The 20,624-nt window shown below is 74.5% G+C and carries 10 protein-coding genes; 3 read left to right on the top strand and 7 right to left on the bottom strand.

Going from position 1 to position 20,624, the window contains the following annotated elements:
* Positions 1-2 precede the first annotated feature (2 nt).
* From QI554_RS13875 to QI554_RS13865, 3 genes are read right to left on the bottom strand one after another with little or no spacing between them, the layout of a single operon-like run.
* Complete coding sequence (locus QI554_RS13875; RefSeq protein ID WP_281469819.1) at positions 3-353, bottom strand: acyl carrier protein; 351 nt, start codon at positions 351-353, stop codon at positions 3-5.
* Complete coding sequence (locus tag QI554_RS13870; RefSeq protein WP_281469817.1) at positions 350-5,536, bottom strand: type I polyketide synthase; 5,187 nt, start codon at positions 5,534-5,536, stop codon at positions 350-352. Before QI554_RS13870 ends, QI554_RS13875 begins: the two co-directional genes overlap by 4 nt.
* The gene (locus tag QI554_RS13865; protein WP_281469815.1) at positions 5,533-12,873 is read right to left on the bottom strand and encodes a type I polyketide synthase; all 7,341 of its coding nucleotides are present in this window, start codon (positions 12,871-12,873) and stop codon (positions 5,533-5,535) included. The genes QI554_RS13870 and QI554_RS13865 overlap by 4 nt, the downstream gene beginning before the upstream one ends.
* A 640-nt stretch (positions 12,874-13,513) precedes the next feature.
* Between QI554_RS13865 and QI554_RS13860 the strand changes: the two genes are divergently transcribed.
* Positions 13,514-14,401 (top strand): LysR family transcriptional regulator, encoded by an 888-nt coding sequence (locus tag QI554_RS13860; protein WP_281469813.1) that lies wholly within the window; start codon positions 13,514-13,516, stop codon positions 14,399-14,401.
* A 93-nt stretch (positions 14,402-14,494) separates the two neighbouring features.
* Here QI554_RS13860 and QI554_RS13855 read toward each other — a convergent pair whose 3' ends face one another.
* The 3 genes from QI554_RS13855 to QI554_RS13845 all read right to left on the bottom strand — a co-directional run bounded on the left by QI554_RS13855 (position 14,495) and on the right by QI554_RS13845 (position 17,411).
* On the bottom strand, positions 14,495-15,334 hold the full coding sequence (locus QI554_RS13855; protein WP_281469811.1) for a peptidase: 840 nt from the start codon (positions 15,332-15,334) through the stop codon (positions 14,495-14,497).
* Positions 15,334-16,626, bottom strand: a complete 1,293-nt coding sequence (locus tag QI554_RS13850) for a VWA domain-containing protein (protein WP_281469809.1) — start codon at positions 16,624-16,626, stop codon at positions 15,334-15,336. The genes QI554_RS13855 and QI554_RS13850 overlap by 1 nt, the downstream gene beginning before the upstream one ends.
* A 116-nt stretch (positions 16,627-16,742) precedes the next feature.
* Entirely contained in the window at positions 16,743-17,411 is a 669-nt protein-coding gene (locus tag QI554_RS13845) for a TetR/AcrR family transcriptional regulator (protein WP_281469808.1), read from the bottom strand.
* A gap of 179 nt (positions 17,412-17,590) precedes the next feature.
* Here QI554_RS13845 and QI554_RS13840 point away from each other — a divergent pair, with 179 nt between their 5' ends.
* Positions 17,591-18,733, top strand: coding sequence for an acyl-CoA dehydrogenase family protein (locus QI554_RS13840; protein WP_281469805.1), 1,143 nt, complete (start codon positions 17,591-17,593; stop codon positions 18,731-18,733).
* A gap of 13 nt (positions 18,734-18,746) precedes the next feature.
* Here the strand turns inward: QI554_RS13840 and QI554_RS13835 are convergent, their stop codons facing one another.
* Positions 18,747-19,577, bottom strand: coding sequence for an NAD(P)H-binding protein (locus QI554_RS13835; protein ID WP_281469803.1), 831 nt, complete (start codon positions 19,575-19,577; stop codon positions 18,747-18,749).
* A gap of 155 nt (positions 19,578-19,732) precedes the next feature.
* On the opposite strand from QI554_RS13835, the gene QI554_RS13830 reads away from it, so the two are divergent.
* Entirely contained in the window at positions 19,733-20,623 is an 891-nt protein-coding gene (locus QI554_RS13830; protein ID WP_281469802.1) for an SCO6745 family protein, read from the top strand.
* Position 20,624: the final 1 nt, after the last annotated feature.

Below are 20,624 nucleotides of genomic sequence, written 5' to 3'. Positions count from 1 at the left end.
GCTCAGCCCTCCCCGCCGGCGCCGCCCAGCTGGGCGGCGATGTAGTCGACGAGCGTCCCGACGGTCATCTCCAGGATCTCGTCCATCTCCAGCTCGGCGAGGAACGCCATGAAGTCCACGCGCGAGCCGTAGCGGTTCTCCAGCTTCTCGGCGAGCGCCACGAACTCGATGCTCTCGATGGCCAGGTCGGCGTTGAACGAGCTGTCCCGGTCGACCGTCGTGGCGATCAGCAGCTCCTCGCCCACGACCTCGACCAGCATGGCGACCAGCTCGGCGAGGATCGCGTCGGCGGACACCGCGACGTGGCGCGGTTGCACGGGCGTGAAGGGCACGGTGGTGGTTTCGGCGGTCACGATGACTCCACGGGACGAGGGGGGACAGGGTGAGAGCCGTCTCCGGACGGTGGGACGGTCCACGCGACGACGTAGCGCTCGGCCACGTCCGCCACGACGCGGGTGCGAACCGCGCGTACCGGTGGGGCGGGTGCCTGGTGCGGGCGGGCCGCGGCGCGACCCGGGCCGGCGACGGTCAGCAGGTCCTCGGCGGCGGAGACGACCCGCCGGTCGGTCGGCCGCCCGGCGAGGCCGATGCCGTCCGCCTTGCCCGCGGCCTCCTTGGCGCACCAGAACCGCACCAGCCATTCGCGGCGCCGGTCCGGGTCGCCGTCGGAGAGCCGGTCGAGCAGGTCGCGCTCGGCCGGGGCGAGCGCGACCCGCTCGAACGCGTCGGACCGTTCGTCCAACGACTCGATGTCGATGCCGACGGGGACCCGGTCCGCGATCGCGACGGCCAGCCGGTGCTTGTGCGCGAGCGAGACGTGCAGCCGCGGGCGGCCGCGCGGAAACTCGTCGCCCGGCACCACGTGCTCGATCTCCGGGCGGCCGAACTCGTCGTTGGACACCTGGACTTCGGCCGGATAGATGGGTCCCTCGCCGCGCGACCACAGGTAGCGGCGCACGGCGTCCTTGACGGCGATCCGGCCGAGCAGCCAGCCGGAACGCGACCGCGGCGGACGGGTCGCGAACTCGGCGCGCTCCCGCGCCCCGAGGTAGCGGCGCATGACCAGCTCCTGCGACGCGGCGTCCGGCCAGCGGGTGCGCACCAGGCACCAGCCCTCCGCCTGCGGCTCCCCGACCCCGGTGGTGTGCGGCGTGAACTTCATCGGCCACACCCGCTCGTCGGCGGCGAACCGGCGGTACGTCCAGCCCAGCAGCCGGGCCCGGACCAGGCCGTCGCGGGCGTCGCACAGCTCGACGTCGCCGCGCACCGTCGTCGCGGTGGTGTGCAGGATGCGCGCGGTGGCCAGCAGCCGGTCGCCGGTGCGCGGCGGCGGCCCGTACAACCGCACCTGGTCGACGGAGACCGGGAACACGAGCCGGTCGGTCGGCAGCCGCAGCTGCATCCAGTGCCCGAACAACTGGCCGGCGGCGTCGAGCAGCGCGCCGGGCGCGGGCAGCGTGCGCAGCACCCCGCGGATCCCGTCGTCGGCGACCGCGGTCACCTCGTCGATGCCGGCGAACCCCGGGCCGTGGAACATCCACCGGTCCGCGTACAGCGCCGCGGCGCGCACGGGGGCCGGGCCCTCGTTGACGAGCGGCGTACGGTCCGGCTCCGGCGGCGCCTCGGGGGCCTGCGCCAGGCGCACCACGGTCGAGGTGAACCCGGCGATCTCGACCCGCACGCGCACGGCGTCCAGGCGCGTCGCGGTCACCTCGGCGTCCGTCGGCGGCGCGACCGGCAGCCAGCGCAGCGCGCGGACCTCGTCGTAGCCCGCGACGATCGTGCCGGGCACCAGCGCCCGCGCCGCCTCGCCCGTCAGGTCGAGCAGCGTCGTCATGGGGACGACCGGGAAGCGGTCCGAGTCGTCCGCCCACTGGTCGTGCTGCTCGTAGATGCAGTGGTCGGCGACGTACGGCAGGTTGCGCAGCGAGAACTCACGGCGCTGGGACAGCCGTTCGGGCTCGACGGGCCGGGCCTCGACGGCCGGGGCGGCGGACTCCGGGGCGGCGGGCCCGTGCCGCTGCCAGGCCTCCATCGTCCGGGTCGCGGCGTCGCCCGCCTCGTTCAGGATCGCGGCGAACGCGGTGAGCACCGGGTTCCCGGCCTGATGCCCGTTCAGCGGCGGCGCGGCGACCGCGCGCGGCGGCGGGGCGGGCAGCCGGTCCGGATCCAGGCGCACGATGGGGGAACCGAGGTCGAGGCGTACGGGGGGCCCGGTACGGCGCGCCGACGGGCCGCCCGGTGAGGCGGCGGCCGCCGAGCGTGGCGCGGCGCTCTCCCGCGGCTCCGCGCCGGGCCCGGTCACCAGGCCCTCGGCCCACAACGCGGCCCGCACCCGCACCAACCCGGCGAGCCCCGGATGCCGGGCACTGTGCGCGGCCACCGTCAACGCCTCCGCGCCGCGCAGCGTGTCGTCGACGAACCCGCCGAGGCTGCCGGCGCCGACCTGGACGAACGCCCGCACCCCCGACCCGTGCAGGCGCTCGACGAGGGCGCCGAAGCGGACCGGCTCCAACAGGTGCCGGATCGTCAGGTCGCGCACCTCGTCCGACCGCCGCGGATACGGCGCGACGCTGGTCGCCGACCAGACCGGGACCCGCGCGTCGCGCAACGGCAGCCGCGCGAACGCGCCGCGCACCTGGTCCAGGTACGGCTCCCACATCGGCGTGTGGAACCCCGACCGGAACGGCAGCTCCTGACCGAGGACGCCGTCCGTGCGCAGCCGTTCCAACACCCGACGCACCGCGTCGGCGGGACCGCACACCACGCACTGGTGCGGGCAGTTCTCGTGCGATACCACCACCCCGCCGACGACCGCACACGCGGCCGCGGCACGCTCGGCACCGCACGCGACGGCGGCATAGACGAGATCCGGCACGGCGAGCGACCCGGGCCGCAGCGAGTCGAGGAACACGTCCACGGCACTGGTCGGGTACATCCCGGCGACGACCATGGCCGTCCACTCACCGAGACTGTGCCCGGCGACGACGTCGGGACGGACCCCGAGCCCGCCGAGCGCCGCCGCGAGCAACCGCCCGCTCCCGAGCGCGTCGAGCGCCCGCCCCACGATCTCGCCGGCGTCGTTGGCGACGAGCCGCGGCAACGCGAACGCGTCCGCGACATCGTCGAGGGGCGGCTGCGTCTCGGGCTCCAACCCGGGAAACAGGAACGCCACCTTCCCCGGCTGCCGCGCATGCGCCCCGAGCAACGGCCGAGGCGTGAACCAGATGTCGCTACGCCCACGCCAGGGTTCCCCGCGCGCAACCACCCGGCCCGCAAGCTCGAGCCGACGAGGATTGGGATCGACAACGGCAAGCCGGCACGGCCCGTCGCTCGCGGACGACGTGACCCCCTTGGCCAACAAGGTCGCCAACTCCGCGACGCTCCCGGCCGAGAGCACCAGAACCCGCGAATCCAGAACCCGCGCCGTGGCAGCCGAACGCCCCTCCCGCGAAGCCCCGCCCGCCCCGATGCCTCCGACAAAGCCCGCGACCTGCGCGATGCCGTTCGCACTCGCACCCGACGCTGCGGCCGCGCTGATGCGCCCCGCGGGCTGCGCCGCGCCGTTGACGGGCGGTGTGGTTGAGGCAGAGTGCGCCTGCGTGGCCGCGTGCGCGTTGGTCGCAGTCGTGGCATGCAGACTGTCGGGGCCGACGCTTGCGGTGCCCTGCGCGCCCCCGGGGGCCGGGACTTCGCCTGCACCCTCGTGGGCCGCCCTCGCCACGCCTTCGGCGGCCGGCGCGGTGGCAGCGGTCGTCGTCTCCGACGCGACGTGGTCAGTCCCCGACGCGGTCGTGCGCCTGTCTGCGTCGGCTTGGTCTGCCACGCTTTCGTCGGGCCGTGCGGTGGTGCCCGAGTGCGCCTGTGTGGCCATGCGCGCGTCGGCCGCAGTCGTGGCGTGCAGGGTGCGGGGGCGGGCGCTCAGAGTGCCCGGTGGGAGTTCGCCTGCACCCTCGTGGGCCGCCCTCGCCACGCCTTCGGCGGGCGGCGCGGTTGCGGTGCTGATCGCGTCGGGCTTCGACGCCACCGCATGCCCATCCGTCGTCTGGGCCCGCTCGTCGGGCATCCGCGTTCCCGGTGCCGGGACCGGTAGGGCCTCCGCACGTCCCGTCGGGGGTTCCTCCACGATCACGTGGGTGTTCACCCCGCCGAAGCCGAAGGCGTTCACTCCGGCGCGGCGGACCGTGCCCGGAGTGGTGGGCCAGGGTTCGGATTCCGAGAGGAGCCTCATGCGGGTGCGGGACAGGGCCTCGTGCGGGTCCTCGACGTGCAGCGTCGGGGGGAGGGCGGCGTGGTGGACGGCGTAGACGGCCTTCAGCAGGCCGGCCATGCCGCTGGCCTGCATCGTGTGGCCGATCATCGACTTGACCGAGCCGATGACCGTGTCCGGCTCGGCGCGGTGGCCGAAGAACCTTGCGAGGGTGTCGAGTTCGACCGCGTCGCCGACCGGGGTGCCGGTGCCGTGGGCCTCCAGCAGGCCCAGTGCGTCCGAGGCCTGCGGGTCCAGGCCGGCGGCCTGCCACGCGCGGTCGAGGGCGCGGATCTGGCCGTCGGCGAGGGGGCTCATCAGGCTGGCCGCGCGGCCGTCGCTGGACACGCCGACCCCGCGCACCACGGCGTACACCCGGTCGCCGTCCCGCTGCGCGTCGGCGAGCCGTTTGAGGACGACCGCCCCCGTGCCCTCCGAGATCAGCGTCCCGTCGGCGGCCCGGTCGAAGGGGCGGATCCGCATCGCCGGGCTCAGCGCCCGCAGTTGGGTGAAGACGCTCCACAGCGTGGCGATGTGGCAGTGGTGCACGGAGCCCGCGATGACCGCGTCGCAGCGCCCCGAAGCCAGCTCCGCCACCGCGTGGTCGATCGCCAGCAGCCCGGTCGCGCACGCCGCGTCCACGGTGTACGCGGGCCCGCCCAGGTCGAGCCGGTTGGCGATCCGCGACGCGGTGAAACTCGGCACCAGGCCGATGGACGCGTCGGGGCGCTCCGGTCCCAGCGCGGCCTGGAACGCGTCGCGGATCGCGGTCAGCCGGCCCTCGTCGAACTCGGGGGCGATCTGCCGCAGCACGGAGACCAGTTGGTGCGCGGTGCGGACCCGCTGGTCGAGCCGCGCGGTCGCGACGCCCATGTAGCCGCCGCGGCCGAACACCACGCCCATGCGCGACCGGTCGGGGAGCCGGTCCTCGCCGCCCGCGTCGGCGATCGCCTCGGCGGTGGTGCGCAGCGCGAGCAGCTGGTCGGGTTCGGCGCCGTCGACGGCGGCCGGCATGATCCCGAAGCGGGTCGGGTCGAACGTCGCGTACTCGTCGACGAATCCGCCGCGCCGGCAGTAGAACCGGTCGGCGCGGACCGGCCCGGTGGCGGCGTCGGGCGCGAAGTACACGTCCGGGTCCCAGCGGTGCGGCGGGACGTCGGTGATCGCGTCCACGCCCTTCTCGATGTTCGTCCAGAACGCGGGGCCGTCCGGCGCGGACGGGAACACCGCGCCGATGCCGACGATCGCCGCGTCGGTGGGCCGGGGCCCGGGGTCGCGTCCGGTCATCGGGCCTCCTCCGTCGGCTCCTGGGCGGTGCGCGGCGGGCACAGGTACACGACCTGCGCGGGCCCGTCCGGGGCGTCGAGTTCGGCGAGCAGCGCGTCGACGCCGGCGTCGGGGTCGATGAGCGGCATGCCGAGCCGCCGGTAGTGCCGTTCGAGTTCGGCCGTGACCATGCCGCCGCCGGCGGCCGCCCACGGACCCCAGTCGAACGACACGACGCGGTCGGCGACCGCGTCGCCGTTGGCGGCCGGCCCCCAGGCGTACGCGAGGGTGTCCAGGGCGTCGTTGGCGGCGGCGTAGTCGGCCTGCCCGCGGTTGCCGAAGACACCCGCGACACTGCCGAACAGCGCCAGGAACCGGGGCCGTTCGGCGACGGGCCGGGCGCGCACCGCGTCGGCGAGAGCCCGTGCGCCGACCACCTTGGTGGTGAAGACGCGGGCGAAGGCCTCCTCGGTCTTGTCCTTCAGCAGCCGGTCGTCGAGGACGCCCGCGCCGTGCACGATCGCGTCGAGCCGGCCGTGCCGGGCGTACACGTCGGCGACGACGGCACCCACGGACGCGGGATCGCGCACGTCCGCGGCGTGCACCCGCACAGACGCGGCGGGTCCGGCCAAGGCCGCCACGGTCGCCCGCACCTCGCGGGCGGCCAGCAGCCGCGACGCCTCGGCCTCGACCTCGGCCGGCGCCCGCAGCCCGCCCGCGACGAGCGCGGCCCGCACCGCGGCCCGGTCGGCGGCGTGCGCTGTGGCGGGGCTTTCCGGGCCGGTGTCGGCGGTGCGCCCGATCAGTTCGATGTGGCAGCCGTACGCCCTGGCCAGGCCCACCGCGACGCGCGCGGTGATGCCGCGTGCCCCGCCGGTCAGCAGCACCACCGAGTCCGGCCCCAGCACGGCCGCGGACCCGCCGGAACCAGGGGCGAGCGGCCGTTCGTTGACGACCAGCGTGCGGTGCACGCCCGCGCCGAGCCCGACCGCGACGGGCGCATGCGGGTCCGGGCCCGCGCCGAGCAGTGCCAGCAACCGCGTGGCGATGGCCGCGGGTTCGTCCTTCGGGTCGACGTCGACGACGCGGACGACCGTGTCCGGGTACTCGTGCGCGGCGGTCCTGGCGAAGCCGGGCAGCCCGATGCCGGGGGAGCGGTCGGTGGCGCGCCGCTCAACGTGGTCGGTGTCGCGGCCGAACGCGCCGCCGTTGCCGGTGGCCGTCAGCAGGTGGCCGACACCGGCTTCGAGCGCGTCCCGCAGCAGCGTGAAGTCGTCCAGGATGACCGGCACCTCGTCGGGACGCAGGGCGCCGAGGTGGACGACCGCGTCCACGTCGGGCCCGGGCAGGGGCTGCCCCGGTTCGACGATGCGCACGCTCGCGCCGAACCGCTCCAGCAGCTCGGCCAGCGCGAGGGCGATGCCGTGCGCGTCCGCGACCAGGACCACCGAGCGGCCCCCGACGGCGCGTTCGGCGTCCGTCGGATCGGGTGCGGCCGCCGGGAACTCGACCAGGTCGACGGTGTGCCGCACGGGGCGGCCGATGTCGGCGGCTTCGGCGTCGGCACCGGACCGCACCGGAGCTCCGCCGAACGGCGCCGCCGCGGAGGCGACCGCCGCGGCCGGCTCCGGCGCGCCCTGCGCCGCGCCCGCGTGTGCCAGCAGCCCGTCGACGATCGCGTCGATCGTCTTCACCTGCGCGAGGCGTTCGACGAGGGCTTCGTCGAGCATGTCGAGGCGGACGGCGAGTTCGCCGATGATCTCGGTGCGTTTGATGGAGTCGACCGACAGGTCGGCCTCCAGGTCCAGGCCGGTGTCGAGCATCTCCCGGGGGTAGCCGGTGCGGGCGCTGATGACCTCGAGCACGGTGTCGAGGGCGCGACCGGCGTCCAGCAGCGCGGCGGCGGGCTGGACGGCCGGCGCGGGAGCCTGGCCTCCCGCGTCGGCGCCGGGACGCGACGCTGCGTGCTCGACGAGTCCCTCCACGATCGCCGTGATGGTCTTCACGCGGGCGAGGCGTTCGACCAGGGCTTCGTCGAGCATGTCGAGGCGGACGGCGAGTTCGCCGATGATCTCGGTGCGCTTGATGGAGTCGACCGACAGGTCGGCCTCCAGGTCCAGGCCCGTGTCGAGCATGTCGCGCGGATAGCCGGTCCGCGCGCCGATGACCTCCAGCACGGCGTCCAGCGCCCGTGCCGTGTCCAGCACCGCGACAGGCGCGGGCGCAGGCGCAGGTGTCGGTACGGACGAGGGCACCGGCGTCGCCGCCACAGGACCCGCCACCGGCTGGGCAAGAGCAGCACCCGTCGGCGCCGCGGGCGTCCACGGCTGCGGGCTCGCGCCCAGGAATCCGAGCAGCACGTCCCGCTGCGCCGCCACCGACTCGCGTGCCGCCGCCAGGTACTCCAGGACGGCCCGCTGCCGCGGATCCTCGGCCGCCGCGAGACCGGTCGGCGACCCGTTCACCCCGGTCGCGGCCCCGGCGGCCGGCAGGACCGCCTGGGGCCGGACCGGCTCCGCGGGCCGCAGCCCGCCCGCGACGGGGGCGCCGTCGGCGGTGCGCACCAGGTGGCCGTCCACCTGCCACGCCGGGAGCGGGGCCGGGCGCGTGTCGGCGTCTCGCGCACGGCCCCGGGTGAGCTCCCGCACCGCGACCGGCAGCCCGCACACGGCGAGTTCGGCCAGCGCCGCGAGGAGCCGACGCAGCCCGGGCTCGCCGGGCACGTCGCACGCGACGGCGGTGTGGGGGCGGTCCCCGAGGATCGCCCTGACCATGCCGGTCAGGGCGCGCCCCGGGCCGACCTCGACGAACGTACGCGCCCCGGCGGCGTACATCGCCTCGATCTGCTCGACGAACCGCACCGGTTCGGCGACCTGGCGGGCGAGCAGCCGGCGCACGCCGTCGGGGTCGGCGGGATAGGTGGCCGCCGCGCCGTTCGACCAGACCGGGAACCGCGGTGCCGCCACCGGGATGTCGGCCAGCACGTTCGCCAGCCGCACCGACGCGGCCGCGACGACCGGGCTGTGGAAGGCGCACGCCACCGGCAGCCGCCTGACCTGCAGCCCTTCGGCCTCCAGGGCCTCGACGGCCGCCTCCATCGCGGCCGTCGGACCCGAGACCACGGTCTGGGTCGGCGTGTTGAGGTTCGCCGGGACGACGCCCACCTGCTGCCCTGTGACGCCGTGCGCCAGGTTCTGGTTGAGGTTCAGCAGCGACAGCACCGGCGCGATCCGCTCCAGCGGCGCGGCCACCGCGGCCATCGCGCCGGGGTCGTCGCCCGCCGCGCCGAGGATGGCCTCGGCACGGGCGGCGCTGAGCCGCAGCAGGTCCGCGCTGTCGTAGGCGCCGGCGGCCCACAGCGCCGCGAGCTCGCCGTAACTGTGCCCGGCGGCCAGATCGGGGCGGACACCGAGCCGGTCCAGCAGGCGCGTGAGCGCCACCTCGGCGACGCCGAGCGCGGGCTGCGCGGTGCGGGTGTCGGTGATGCGCCGGTGCGCGGCCTCCCGGGCCTCGGCGGTGAACGCCGCGGGCGGGAACATCGCGTCGACGCAGCCGGGCGGCGCCTGGCCGAACACGTCGCGCAGCCCGGGGAACGCGACGAACACGTCGGCGAGCATGCCGGGCCGCTGGCTGCCCTGCCCCGGGTAGAGGAACGCGACCGTGCCCGGCTCGTGGCCGGCCCGGCGCAGGAACACCTCGCCGGCCGGGTCGTCGGCGCCGTCCCGGGCCCTGGCCAGCTTGACCCGCAGGTCGTCGGGGTCGGCGGCGACCAGGGCGACCTGCACGGGCGCCCCGGCCGCCGTCGCGGCGGAGGCCTCGTCGGCGGCGAGGGCCGCAAGCCCGCGCAGCGTGCGCGGCGTGCCGTCGTCCAGCAGCGCGGCGAGCCGGTCGACGGCGGCGACCGCGTCGGCGTGCGTGGCCCCGGCGAAGCAGAACAGCTCGACCGGCCACGCGGTGAGCGCCGCGCTGCCGAACACGTCGGTGCGGCACTCGTGTTCGCCGGGCGTGTGGCCGGCGAGCACGGCGTGGAAGTTCGTGCCGCCGAACCCGAACGCGCTCACCCCGGCGCGGCGCCGGGCCGGGTCGTGCTCGGCCCACGGGCGGGCCTGCCCGTCGAAGAAGAACGGGCTGCGCTCCGGGTCCCAGCCCGCGTTGGGCTCGCGCACGTGCAGCGTGGGCGGGCGCACGCCGTGGTGCAGCGCCAGCGTCGCCTTGATCAGCCCGGCCAGGCCCGCGGCGCACTTGGTGTGCCCGATCTGCGACTTCACCGAGCCGAGCGCGCACCCGCCCGGCGCGGCGCCGTGCGCGGTGAACACCTCGGTCAGCGTCTCCAGTTCGGCGCGGTCGCCGACGACCGTGCCGGTGCCGTGCGCCTCGACGAGGCCGATCTCGGCCGGGGACACGCCGGCCCGCGCGTACGCCCGCTCCAGCGCGCGCCGCTGCCCCTCGGGGCGCGGCGCGGTCAGCCCGAGCGACCGGCCGTCGCTGGAGCCGCCGACCGCTTTGACCACGGCGTAGACCCGGTCGCCGTCGCGCTCGGCGTCCGTGAGCCGCTTGAGCACCAGGCACGCGGCGCCCTCGCCGAGCGCGATGCCGTCGGCGGCGGAGTCGAAGGTCGCGCACCGCCCGGACGGCGAAAGCGCGTGCACCGACGAGAACATCAGGTAGTCGTTGACGCCGTTGTGGGTGTCCACACCGCCGCACAGCACGACGTCGCTGCCGCCCTGCACGAGCTCCTTGCAGGCCAGGTCGAGCGCGGCGAGCGAGGCCGCGCACGCCGCGTCCACCGTGTAGTTGACGCCGCCGAGGTCGAGCCGGTTGGCGATGCGGCCGGCGATCACGTTCGCGAGGACGCCGGGGAAGGAGTCCTCGGTCGGCTTGGGCAGCCGCGCGTCCAGCTCGGCGGGCAGCGCCCCGAAGTAGGCGGGGTACAGCGACCGGAAGCCGTACGCGCCGGCGAGGTCGGTGCCCGCCTCCGCGCCGAAGATGACCGACGTGCGCGCGCGGTCGAACTCCCGGCCGCTCCCGTAGCCGGCGTCGTCCAGGGCGCGCGCGGCGACGTGCAGCGCGAGCAGCTGCGCGGGCTCGATGGAGGCGAGCGACGCGGGCGGGATCCCGAACGCGGGTGCGTCGAACGGGATCGGCGGCACGAAGCCGCCCCACTTGGACGGTGTCTTGCCGTTCGGGTCGCGGGTGGCCGCCGGGTCGAAGTAGGTGTCGTGGTCCCAGCGTTCGCGCGGCACCTCGGTCACCGCGTCGACGCCGGTCAGCACGTTCCGCCAGAACGCGTCCAGGTCGGCGGCGCCCGGCAGCACGCAGGCCATGCCGACGATCGCGACGTCGACCGGTTCCGCGACGGTCGCCGACTCGGCTTCGGTGAGCCCGAGTTCGGCGGCGCGCGCGGCGAGGAACGCGGTGGCGCCCTCGGTCACGTCCGCGTGCAGCGCGGCGACCGTGGTCGGGGCGTCGTGCAGGGCGGCGACCTGGCCGAGCATGAACATGCCCTCGCGCAGCTGGTCCGGTTCGTCGACGGACCGCAGCTCGGCGCCGTCGCGCACCACGCCCTTGCTGGCGATCCGCAGCCGCCCCAGGTTGAGTTCCTCCAGGTGCGCCCACATCTCGCGGGCCGGCACCCCCTGCGCCTCCAGGCCGGCGCGGGCCTCGGCGAAGGCCGCCACGAACGGCGTCCCCGCGCAGCGCGTCGCGTGTCCCGGGGCGGTCTGCAGCAGTTCGGTGGACGTACAGGCCAGCGCGGTGCGCTGGAAGCCGGGGAGGATGGCGCTCGCGGCCACCGCCTCGTCGGTGAACAGGTACGCGGTGCCCATCAACACGCCTACCCGCGCACCGAGTTCGGCCAGCGGCGCGGCGGCCGCGGCGACCATCGCGGCGGACCGGGCGTCGTGCACGCCGCCCGCGAACAGCACGTCCAGGTCGGCGCCGCCGTGCCGCCGGGCGTGGGCGGCCAGCAGGTCCAGCTGCGCCTCCCAGAGCGGGAAGCTCGCACGCGGGCCCACGTGCCCTCCGCACTCCAGGCCCTCGAAGACGAAGCGCCGCGCGCCGGCGCGCAGGAACTGCTCCAGCAGCCCTGGCGACGGCACGTGCAGGTAGGTGCGGGTCCCGGCGGCCTCCAACGGCGCGGCCTGGTCCGGGCGTCCGCCCGCGATCAGCGCGTACGGCGGGCGCACCGCGGCGACCGCGGCCAGCTGTTCGTCGCGCAGTTCGGGCGGCGCGAAGCCGAGCAGCCCCACGCCCCAGCGCCGGCCCGCGAGCCGGGCCGCGGTCTCCTCGAGGAGCGCCCGGGTCGCGGCGCCGTCCATCAGCGCGAGCGCCAGGAACGGCAGCCCGCCCGCTGCGGACACCTCGTCGGCGAACGCCGCACGGTCGCTGACCCGGGTCATCGGGCCCTGCACGACCGGCAGTTCGCCGTCCGCCCGGGGCGCCAGCGGGGTGGCCGCCACAGCGGCGACCAGTGCGTCGGTGACGGCCGACCGGACGGCCCGCACGGTCCGTCCGGTCGTGCCGTACCGCTCGGCGAAACGTCGGGCCAGCGCTCCGTCCTGTCCCACGGGGAGCAACTGCCGGTCGAGGCCGCGCGCCCCGAACGCCGATCCGACGCCGCCGAACGCCGCCGCCTCGTCCGCAAGCCGACGAAGCGGCAGATCCGGCCGGGAGTACACCCGGTGTCCCTCCAGGACGGCGGTCTCCCCGCCGTCCATCGACCGCAGTGCCGCGGCCACCGGGTCCGGCAGGCATGGTGCGGACTCCGCGAGGAGCGCGAGCTGGGTGTCGAGGACGACCCCGGCCGCGCCGCCCGCCACGGCGGCCGCGGCGGTGTGCGGGCCGATGCCGCCCTTCGCCCAGACCGGCAGCCGCAGTCCCTGGTCCGCGAGCAGGTGTTGGAGCAGGACGAACGTGGTCAGGTCGCCGACCCGGCCGCCCGACTCGTGGCCGACGGCGATCAGCCCGTGTGCCCCGTCCGCCTGTGCCGCGTGCGCCTCGGCGGGTGTGGTCACCTCGACCAACACGCGTCTTCCCGCCGGGACTTCGTCGATCCGCCAGGGCGATCCGGCGGCCAGTACCACGATGTCGGCGGAGTCCGGGAGGTCGCCGGCGCTCATCGGGCAGCCGGCCGGCACGCGCACGCCGAACGACCGGTCCGGGCGGCGCGCGACCTCCGCGAGGGCGGCCAGCGCGGCCGCCCGGTCGCGGCCCAGGTCCACGACCCCGAGCGCGCCGGCGCGGTGGGCGGCGACGGCGAGCGGAGCGTTCGGCTCCTCGAACGGACCGACCGCGAGCACGAGGTCGCGGGGCAGGGGGCGGACGGCGGGCGGGTCGCGGCGGACGGTCTGCGAGGCCATGGTGCGGCTCCTTCCCGGGCGTGCGCGGCAACCCCCGCCGGCATTCGCGGAAAACGCTGGGGACGGCGGCGGCGCGACGGAGTGAGTGCAGTGTCGAATAAAGCATCCTGAGCACAGCAAAAGCAATTGCCCGGGTGGCGCCGAAAGTTATCCGTGGCGCGCTCCCGTGATGCGGAATTCAATTCACCGGTTCGGCGACATGTATCGTGCGGGCGCCGTCGGGGGCTGTCAAGGGCGGGTGCGGGGTGCGGGACCGGGACCGCACCCGGCGCCGGTCGACAGGGCCGCGGATCGAGGGGGTTCGCATGCCCTTGACCCCCGTGTAGGGCTCCACCTGCGCGTTCTTGGTAGAACACGTTCTGACCAGGGGAAACGCGCCGCCCGCCATACGCCAGCGTATGTGAACACCTTACCGGTGGTAAGCCCGACGCCGCGCGGAACCGCCCCGACCGCCGCCGCGGCCCCGCGATCTATGCATTCCAGGCATGGTTCGTTGCCCAAAAAGCTTGGCCATTTCAGGCCGCCGGTTTACCCGGCGGCGCCCGGGGCGGCCCGCCGATGCCGAGCGTACCGCACGGAAATCTGCGGTGAATTTTGCGAAACCGATTACCTGGAGGGAGCTTCGCGTTAATCTGCGAGCGTGACTCTTCAGCAGTTGCGCTACCTCATCGCGGTCGCCGACCACGGCACCATGACGGCGGCGGCGGAAGCCCTCTATGTCGCCCAGTCCGCACTGTCGCGCGCGCTCAAGGCGCTCGAACACGAGCTCGGCGGCGACCTGCTGGTCCGCGAAGGTCGCAGCGTCGGCCTCACCGCGGAGGGCAAGCGCGTCGTCCGGCTGGCGCGCACCGTGCTCGACACCGTCGGCGCGATCGAGGACGTCGGCCGCGCCGCCGAGTCCGCCCGCGTCAACGGCCTGAGCATCGCCACCACGCACACCCTCGCGGTCGACCTGACCGGCCGCATCGCGCCGGCGTTCGAGGCCGAGCACGCGGGCGTCTGCGTCGACGTCGTGCGCTGCCTCAGCCGCGAGGACGTCTTCGAGTCGGTACGCAGCGGCCTGACCGCGCTCGGCCTCGTCGACGCCCCGGTGCCCGAGGACCTGCGCTCGCACCGGCTCGCCGAGCACGAGGTCGTCCTGGTGTCGCCGACGTCCGAGGACCTGCCGGACCCGGTGCCGTGGTCGCAGCTCAACGGCCTGCGCATGGCGATGCCCACGCGCGGCAGCGGGCGGCGCTCGGAGATGGAGGCGATGTTCGCGACGCTGTGGGTGCGTCCGATCGCGGCCGTCGAGACCGACGACCGGGTGCACTGGATCGCCTCGGTGCTCAACGGCGAGGGATCCATGCTCTGGTACCGCGAGATCGCCCACGGCGTGTTCGGCGACTCGGCGGTCATCCGCTCGTTCGACCCGCCGATGCTGCGCGCCGTGGCGCTGGTGCATACGGCGGACGTCACGAGCCGGCAGGCCCGAGCGTTCGTGGAGTTCGCGCAGCGCGGAGGGCTGCGCGAGACCGGCGACGCCTGACAAAACGCCGAGGGCGCGGAGCCGGAGACCGACTCCGCGCCCTGGACGCGGTACTGACGCCCCGTCATGGACGGGGGCGGTTCACCCGAGCGGCTAGCGGAACCAGCGGCGCGGGTGCCGGGCGAACATGTAGCCGCCGACGCCGAGCAGCATCGCGACGATGCCGCCCGCCGTCGTCCACACCCAGCGGCCCGTCGACCCCGACAGCCAGGCGTCGTCGCCGCTGTCGAAACCGTCGAGCTTCACCTTGCGGGTCTCGGCGGCCTGGCCGGGCTGCAGCACCGTGCCGCCCTTGGTGATGGGCATCAGCGGAGCCTTGAGCGCGTCGTCCTGCCCCGCGTCGGGGCCGATGTCGCCGCCGCCCTTGGCGGACAGCTCCAGCTTGACGTTGAGCTTGAGGCCGACGTCCTTCTCCGCGATGTCCGTCGCCGCGACCCGCACGTAGTACAGGCCCGGCAGCGGGTCGGCCGACCACGCCTCCGACCACGGGCGGATGGTGCGCGGACCGCAGTCCAGCGTCACGTCGGTCTCGTTCTGCTGCGCGGTCTTCTGCGGGTGCCCGGTGGCGCACGGCTGGTGCCGGCGTATGCCGTCGAACACGTCCACGCGCCACGTCGACGCGGCGGTGCGGCCGCCCGGCAGCGTGAGCGTGACCTTGGCGGACACGTCCTCGCCGGCGAGCGCGGGGAACGACCAGTACATGTACTCGCCGGTCGAGGCGGTCGCGGTGGTCGACGCGTCCGACTCCATCTTGCCCGCCGTCAGGAACGACGTGCCCGGCGCGGCCCCGGAACCGGAGCCCGACAGGCCACCCGAACCGCCGGACGGGGAAGGGGAGGGCGACGACGACGCCGCCATCGCGGGTGTCGCGGTGAGTGCGACCGCCGCGGCGAGAACCGCCGCGCGGCGCACCGTACGAGTCCAGCTACGCATCACACAGCCCTCCGCATGCCCGCGAAGAAGCGGACGATCCAGCCGAACAGCACACCGCTCACGAGCCCGACGCCCGCGAGCACACCCAGGAAGATCCAGCCGCGCCCGAGCCCGTGCGTGTCCGAGGCCTGCGCGTCCGACGCGGCGACCAGGTCCACCAGCAGCTCGACCGGCATGCCGGGCGTCTTCGCCACGCCAGGACCGCCGTTGAACGCCGTGCTCACCATCAGGCAGGTGACCTTGGCGTCCGAGGCGGACGGCTTGCCGTGGCCCTTCTTCGGCAGCGAGTAACGCAGGCCGGCCGACTGGCCGTCCATCCGCCCCGCCCCGGCGTCCGTGTAACGCGCCAGGTCGCGGCCGTCGTCGGTGACCGCCGTGATGGTCACGTCGTAGTCGCGGAACACCGCGCGGTCTATCCCGACCGTCGCCGAGGCGCGCAGCTCCTGGCCCGGCAGCTGCGGGACCTTGTACCAGAGGTGCTGCTCGAACTCCTCGCGGTCGTTGTAGACGCCCGGGCCGAGCAGCGGCGCGTCTGCGCACCCGTTCGGGCTGCCGTGCACGTTGGTCGGCGTGGTGACCTCTTCGGCGGTGGTCACCGCGCGCTGCACCAACTGCTGGACACGCTGGGACAGTTCCTGCGCGTTGTTGGCCGAGGTGTACGTGCCGCCGGTCGCGGAGGCGATGCAGGTCAGCTGGCGGCGGGTGTTCTCGTCCGGCACCAGGCCCAGCGTGTCGATCGTCAGGTTCAGGCCCTGCGCGGCCAGTTCGCGCGCGACCACGCACGGGTCGGGCGGCGAACAGGAGTCCTCGCCGTCGGTGATGAGGATGATGCGGCGGGACGTCTTTTCGGTGCCCAGGTCCTCGGCGGCCTTGCGCAGCGTCAGGCCGATCGGGGTCCAGCCGGTGGTCGGGCGCTGCGCCGCGACGGCGGTCTTCATCGCGCCCTTGTCCGGCTTTCCGACCGGCGTGAGCTGCTGCGTCTCCTGGCAGCCCGCCGCCTTGTTGTTGCCCGGGTTGCCCTGGCCGAGCACGCGGAGGCCGACCAGGGCCTCCGTCGGCAGCGCGTCCAGGATCTCGTTGAAGGCCTTCTTCGCGGCGTCGATGCGCGTCTGGCCGCCCGCGTCGTTCTGGTTCATCGACCCGCTGAGGTCGAGGACCAGGTCCACCTTGGGCGGCGGCGCGGCGTCCCCGTTGTTGGGGTCGGCTATGGCGGGCGTCGCCCCGCCGAGCGCCGCGACCACGAGCAGGGCGCCCAGGCCCGCCGCGATGCGTCGTTTCATGGATGTCGTCACGGGGGAGGATCCTACGGATCATCAGGACCCTGCCGCTGGGCGGCGGATGACCAACCCAATGGCCGCCGGAGAAATTCCCCGTCCGGGCAACGGCCGTGCGGACGCGTCAGGGCGCGTCACTGGGCGGGCGGCCCCGTCACCATCGGCGCCAGGAAGCGGCGGGCGAACTCGCGGGCCCGCGGCTCGTCGTCGAGCGGCACGATGCTCTGCGGGGTCAGCAGGAACGAGACCGTCAGACGCACGAATATCTCCGCCACCCGCGCGCCGTCCTCGGTGTGGAACTCCGCCGGGTCGCCGGGCCCGCGCAGCGCGGTGGCGTCCGGCGCCCGGACGAACGACGCCGCCAGGTAGTCGCGCAGCACCCCCAGGATCGGCCCGCCGCGCGTGGTCAGGAACGGCAGCGCGGTCTCCGGCTCCAGTTCGAGCAGTCGGCCGATCAGCGACGTACGGGCGTCCCGCAGCGCCACCACGAATCCCGCGACGATGCGCTCCTCCATCGTGGGCAGCGCGGCGACCTCGGCGTCGAACACCGCGAGGAAGCGCCGCGCCTCGCGGATCAGCACCGCTTCCACCAGCGCGTTCTTGGTGTCGAAGCGCCGGTAGACCGTCACGCGGCCCACCCGCGCGCGGCGCGCGACGTCCTCGACCGTGGAACGCCGAACCCCGAACGTGGAGAACTGGTCCCGCGCCGCGTCGAGGATGCGCCCGGTCGTCGGGTCCGCGGCGTCGGCGGAGTCGTCGGCGGCCAGGGCCCGGGCGAGGACGGCGGTGCGCGTCGTGTTCATCGAACCCCGATGGTACGCACTGCCCCGCGCGGGCGCCCGGCCCGCGGTCCCGACGTCCGCCATGCCCACGAACTCCCTTGATCCACAAGGATTCTGAGTCACTTTCATGGTCGGTTCGACGCTGACACAAGTCAACGTGAAATGTATCTTTGACCCACTCGGCGACCAGGGGGCGAACCATGGCACGCACCATCAGCAGCGAGCAGCAGGCCTTCGTCGACGCGGTGCGCGACTTCGTGCGCCGCGAGTGCGGGACCCGCGAGCGCCGCCTCGAACTGACCGACGGCGGCACCCGCCACCACAACGGCGAGCTGTACGGGAAGATGGCCGGGCTCGGCTGGCTCGGCGTCGGATTCCCCGAGGAACTCGGCGGCGCCGGCGGCGGAATGGTCGACGCCTGCCTCTTCCTCGAGGAGAGCGCGTACGGCATGGCGCCGATCGGCGGCCACGGACCCGCGCGCATCACCGCCGGCGTCTACCAGCGCTACGGCAGCGAGGCCCAGCGCACCTCCGCCGTCAAACGCTTCTGCGAAGGCGCCGTGCTGTCCATCTCAATGTCCGAGCCCGGCGCCGGGTCCGACGTCGGCGCGCTGACCTGCCGCGCCGAACGCACCTCGCACGGCTGGCGGATCAACGGCCAGAAGACCTGGTGCTCCAACGCGCACTTCGCCGAGTCGATCCTGCTGATCGCCCGCACCAATACCGATGGCGACAAGCACGAGGGCCTGACCATGTTCCACGTGCCCGCCGCTACCGAGGGCCTCGACGTACGCGGCATTTCCACCATGGGCGGCAACGACGTCAACGACCTGTTCTTCACCGACGTCGAACTGCCCGCCGACGCCGTCGTCGGCGAGGTCGACCACGCCTGGCGCCAGCTCATGGGCGGGCTCAACACCGAACGCCTCATCCTCGCCGCCATGATGCTCGGCACCGCGCGCCGCGCCTTCGACGACACCCTGGACTACGTCCGCCAACGCGAGCAGTTCGGGCGGCCGATCGGCAGCTTCCAGGCCCTCGCCCACCGCATCGCCGACCTGGCCACCGAACTGGAGTGCTGCGAACTCCTCGTCTACTCCGTCGCCGAACGCGTCGACCGCGACCCGGCCCGGCTGCTGCCGCGCGAGGCTTCGATGGTCAAGCTCAAGGTCACCGAGACCGCCAAGCGCATCGCGCTGGAGGGCATGCAGATGATGGGCGGGTACGGGTACGCCACCGAGTACGAGATGGAGCGGCACGTCCGCGCGACCGTGGTGTCCACGATCTACGGCGGCACCAGCGAGATCCAGCGCGAGATCATCGCCAAGACGTACGGGCTCTGAGCGCTCCGGGCGCTCAGCGGAAGGCGTCCGCGTGGTCCTCGGCCCACCGCCGGAACGTACGCGGACGCCGACCCGTGATGGTCTCCACGGTGTCGATCACCTGCGACTCGTCCAACTCGCCGTTCACATAGAAGCGGAAGAACGCGTCGACGTACTCGGCGGCCATCGACGCGGACATCTCCACCCGCGCCTCGTCGTCCGACAGCTCGACGCACCGCAGTTCGCGGCCCAGCACTTCGCCGAGCGTCGCGACCTGATCGGCCGGCAGCAGCGACTGCGGCCCCGACACCAGGTGCACGCGCCCGGCCTGCGCGGGCGAGCCGATGACGCGCGCCACCACCTCCGCGATGTCCCGCGGGTCCAGCGCCGCCACCCGCACCCGGCCGAACGGCACGCGGACCTCGTCGCCCTGCGCCAACTGAGGCAGCCAGCGCAGCGCGTTCGAGAAGAACGCCCGCGGACGCACGACCGTCCAGCGCAACCCCGAGTCCCGCACCGCCTGTTCGGCGTCGATCATGTACCGGGCGACGGCGTTCGAACGGTCCCCGCCCGCCGCCGAGCCGCCGGACATCAGCACGACGTGCTCCACACCCGCCTTGCGGGCCAGCGCCAACAGGGCGGCCTGGTCGGCGTATCCGGGCATGAGGAACATCGCCCGCACGCCGACCAGCGCGTCCGCGAACGTCTCGGCGTGGTCCAGGTCCGCGGCGACGGGCTCCACACCGGGCGGCAGCGGCAACCGGTCGGGCTTGCGCGCCACGGCGCGCACCGGCTCGTCCGACCGCGCCAATATGCGGACGACTTCGGAACCGACGTTGCCCGTCGCACCCGTCACCAGGAACATGCCGCACCCTCCCGAGGGAACCGTGATGATCGCCTGTACACCGGCAACCCTGTCCACCGAACGCGGCGGATAACCGCCCCGACGCGGAACGGGCGTGCCGCGGGTACGTTGCACGGGTCCGTCCCTGCACACCGCGACCGTGAGGAAGCACCCGCATGACCGACGACGTGTACTACTGGCAGGCCGCCCGCCGTATGTGGCACCAACTGGAGCCGGTGTTCGCGCCCTTCTTCTACGCGCCCGAGATCTTCGAGGAGGCCGGCGCCCTCGGCTACGGCACCGAGACCCGCTGGCCCTGGTACTTCCCCTTCCGTGCCGCCCCGCTCGGCGCGGCCGGCCCGAACCGGGTGACCGCGGCGTTCTACAGCTTCAGCCCCGCCATGGTCGCGAAGCACATCGCGGACGCCTGGACCGTCGCCGAACCCGCCCAGGTCCTCGAGGCCCGCCTGCACGGCATCGACCGGATGTACCGGCGTCTCATGCCGGACCACCTCGGCACCCCCGAACTCGCGGAGCTCGCGGACCTGTTGCGCCGCGTCGCCGAGTCCGCCGACACCGTCGGCCGCCCCCTCGCCGCCGCCACCGCCGACCTTCCCTGGCCGGACGAGTCCCACCTGGTCATGTGGCAGGCCATCTCCCTGATCCGCGAACACCGCGGCGACGGCCACCTCGCCGCGCTGCTCACCAACGAGCTCGACGGCTGCGAGTCGCTGGTCACCTTCGCGGCCATCGGCGCGGCCCCGACCGAGACCTTCGCCAGCCGCGAATGGTCCGACGAGGACTGGGCCGCGGCCACCGAACGCCTCCGCTCCCGCGGCCTCCTCGACGAGGCGGGCGAGGCCACCGAGGCCTGCCGCGAGCTGCGCGACCGCATCGAACGCCAGACCGACCAACTGGCCTCCGGCCCCTGGCGGGTCCTCGACGAGAAGGCCGTCGACCGGCTCGTCGAACTGAACGTCCCGCCGCTGACCGGAGCCCTGCTGTCCGGCCTGCTCCCGGGCACCAACACGCTCGGCATCGCCAACGTGAAGGCCCCGGCCTGGTAAC

Origin of the sequence: Yinghuangia seranimata, from assembly GCF_029953285.1 — a bacterium.
GTDB lineage: Bacteria > Actinomycetota > Actinomycetes > Streptomycetales > Streptomycetaceae > Yinghuangia > Yinghuangia seranimata.
Note: the sequence above shows the minus strand (reverse complement) of the source record. Positions and strands in the feature narration are given on the sequence as shown.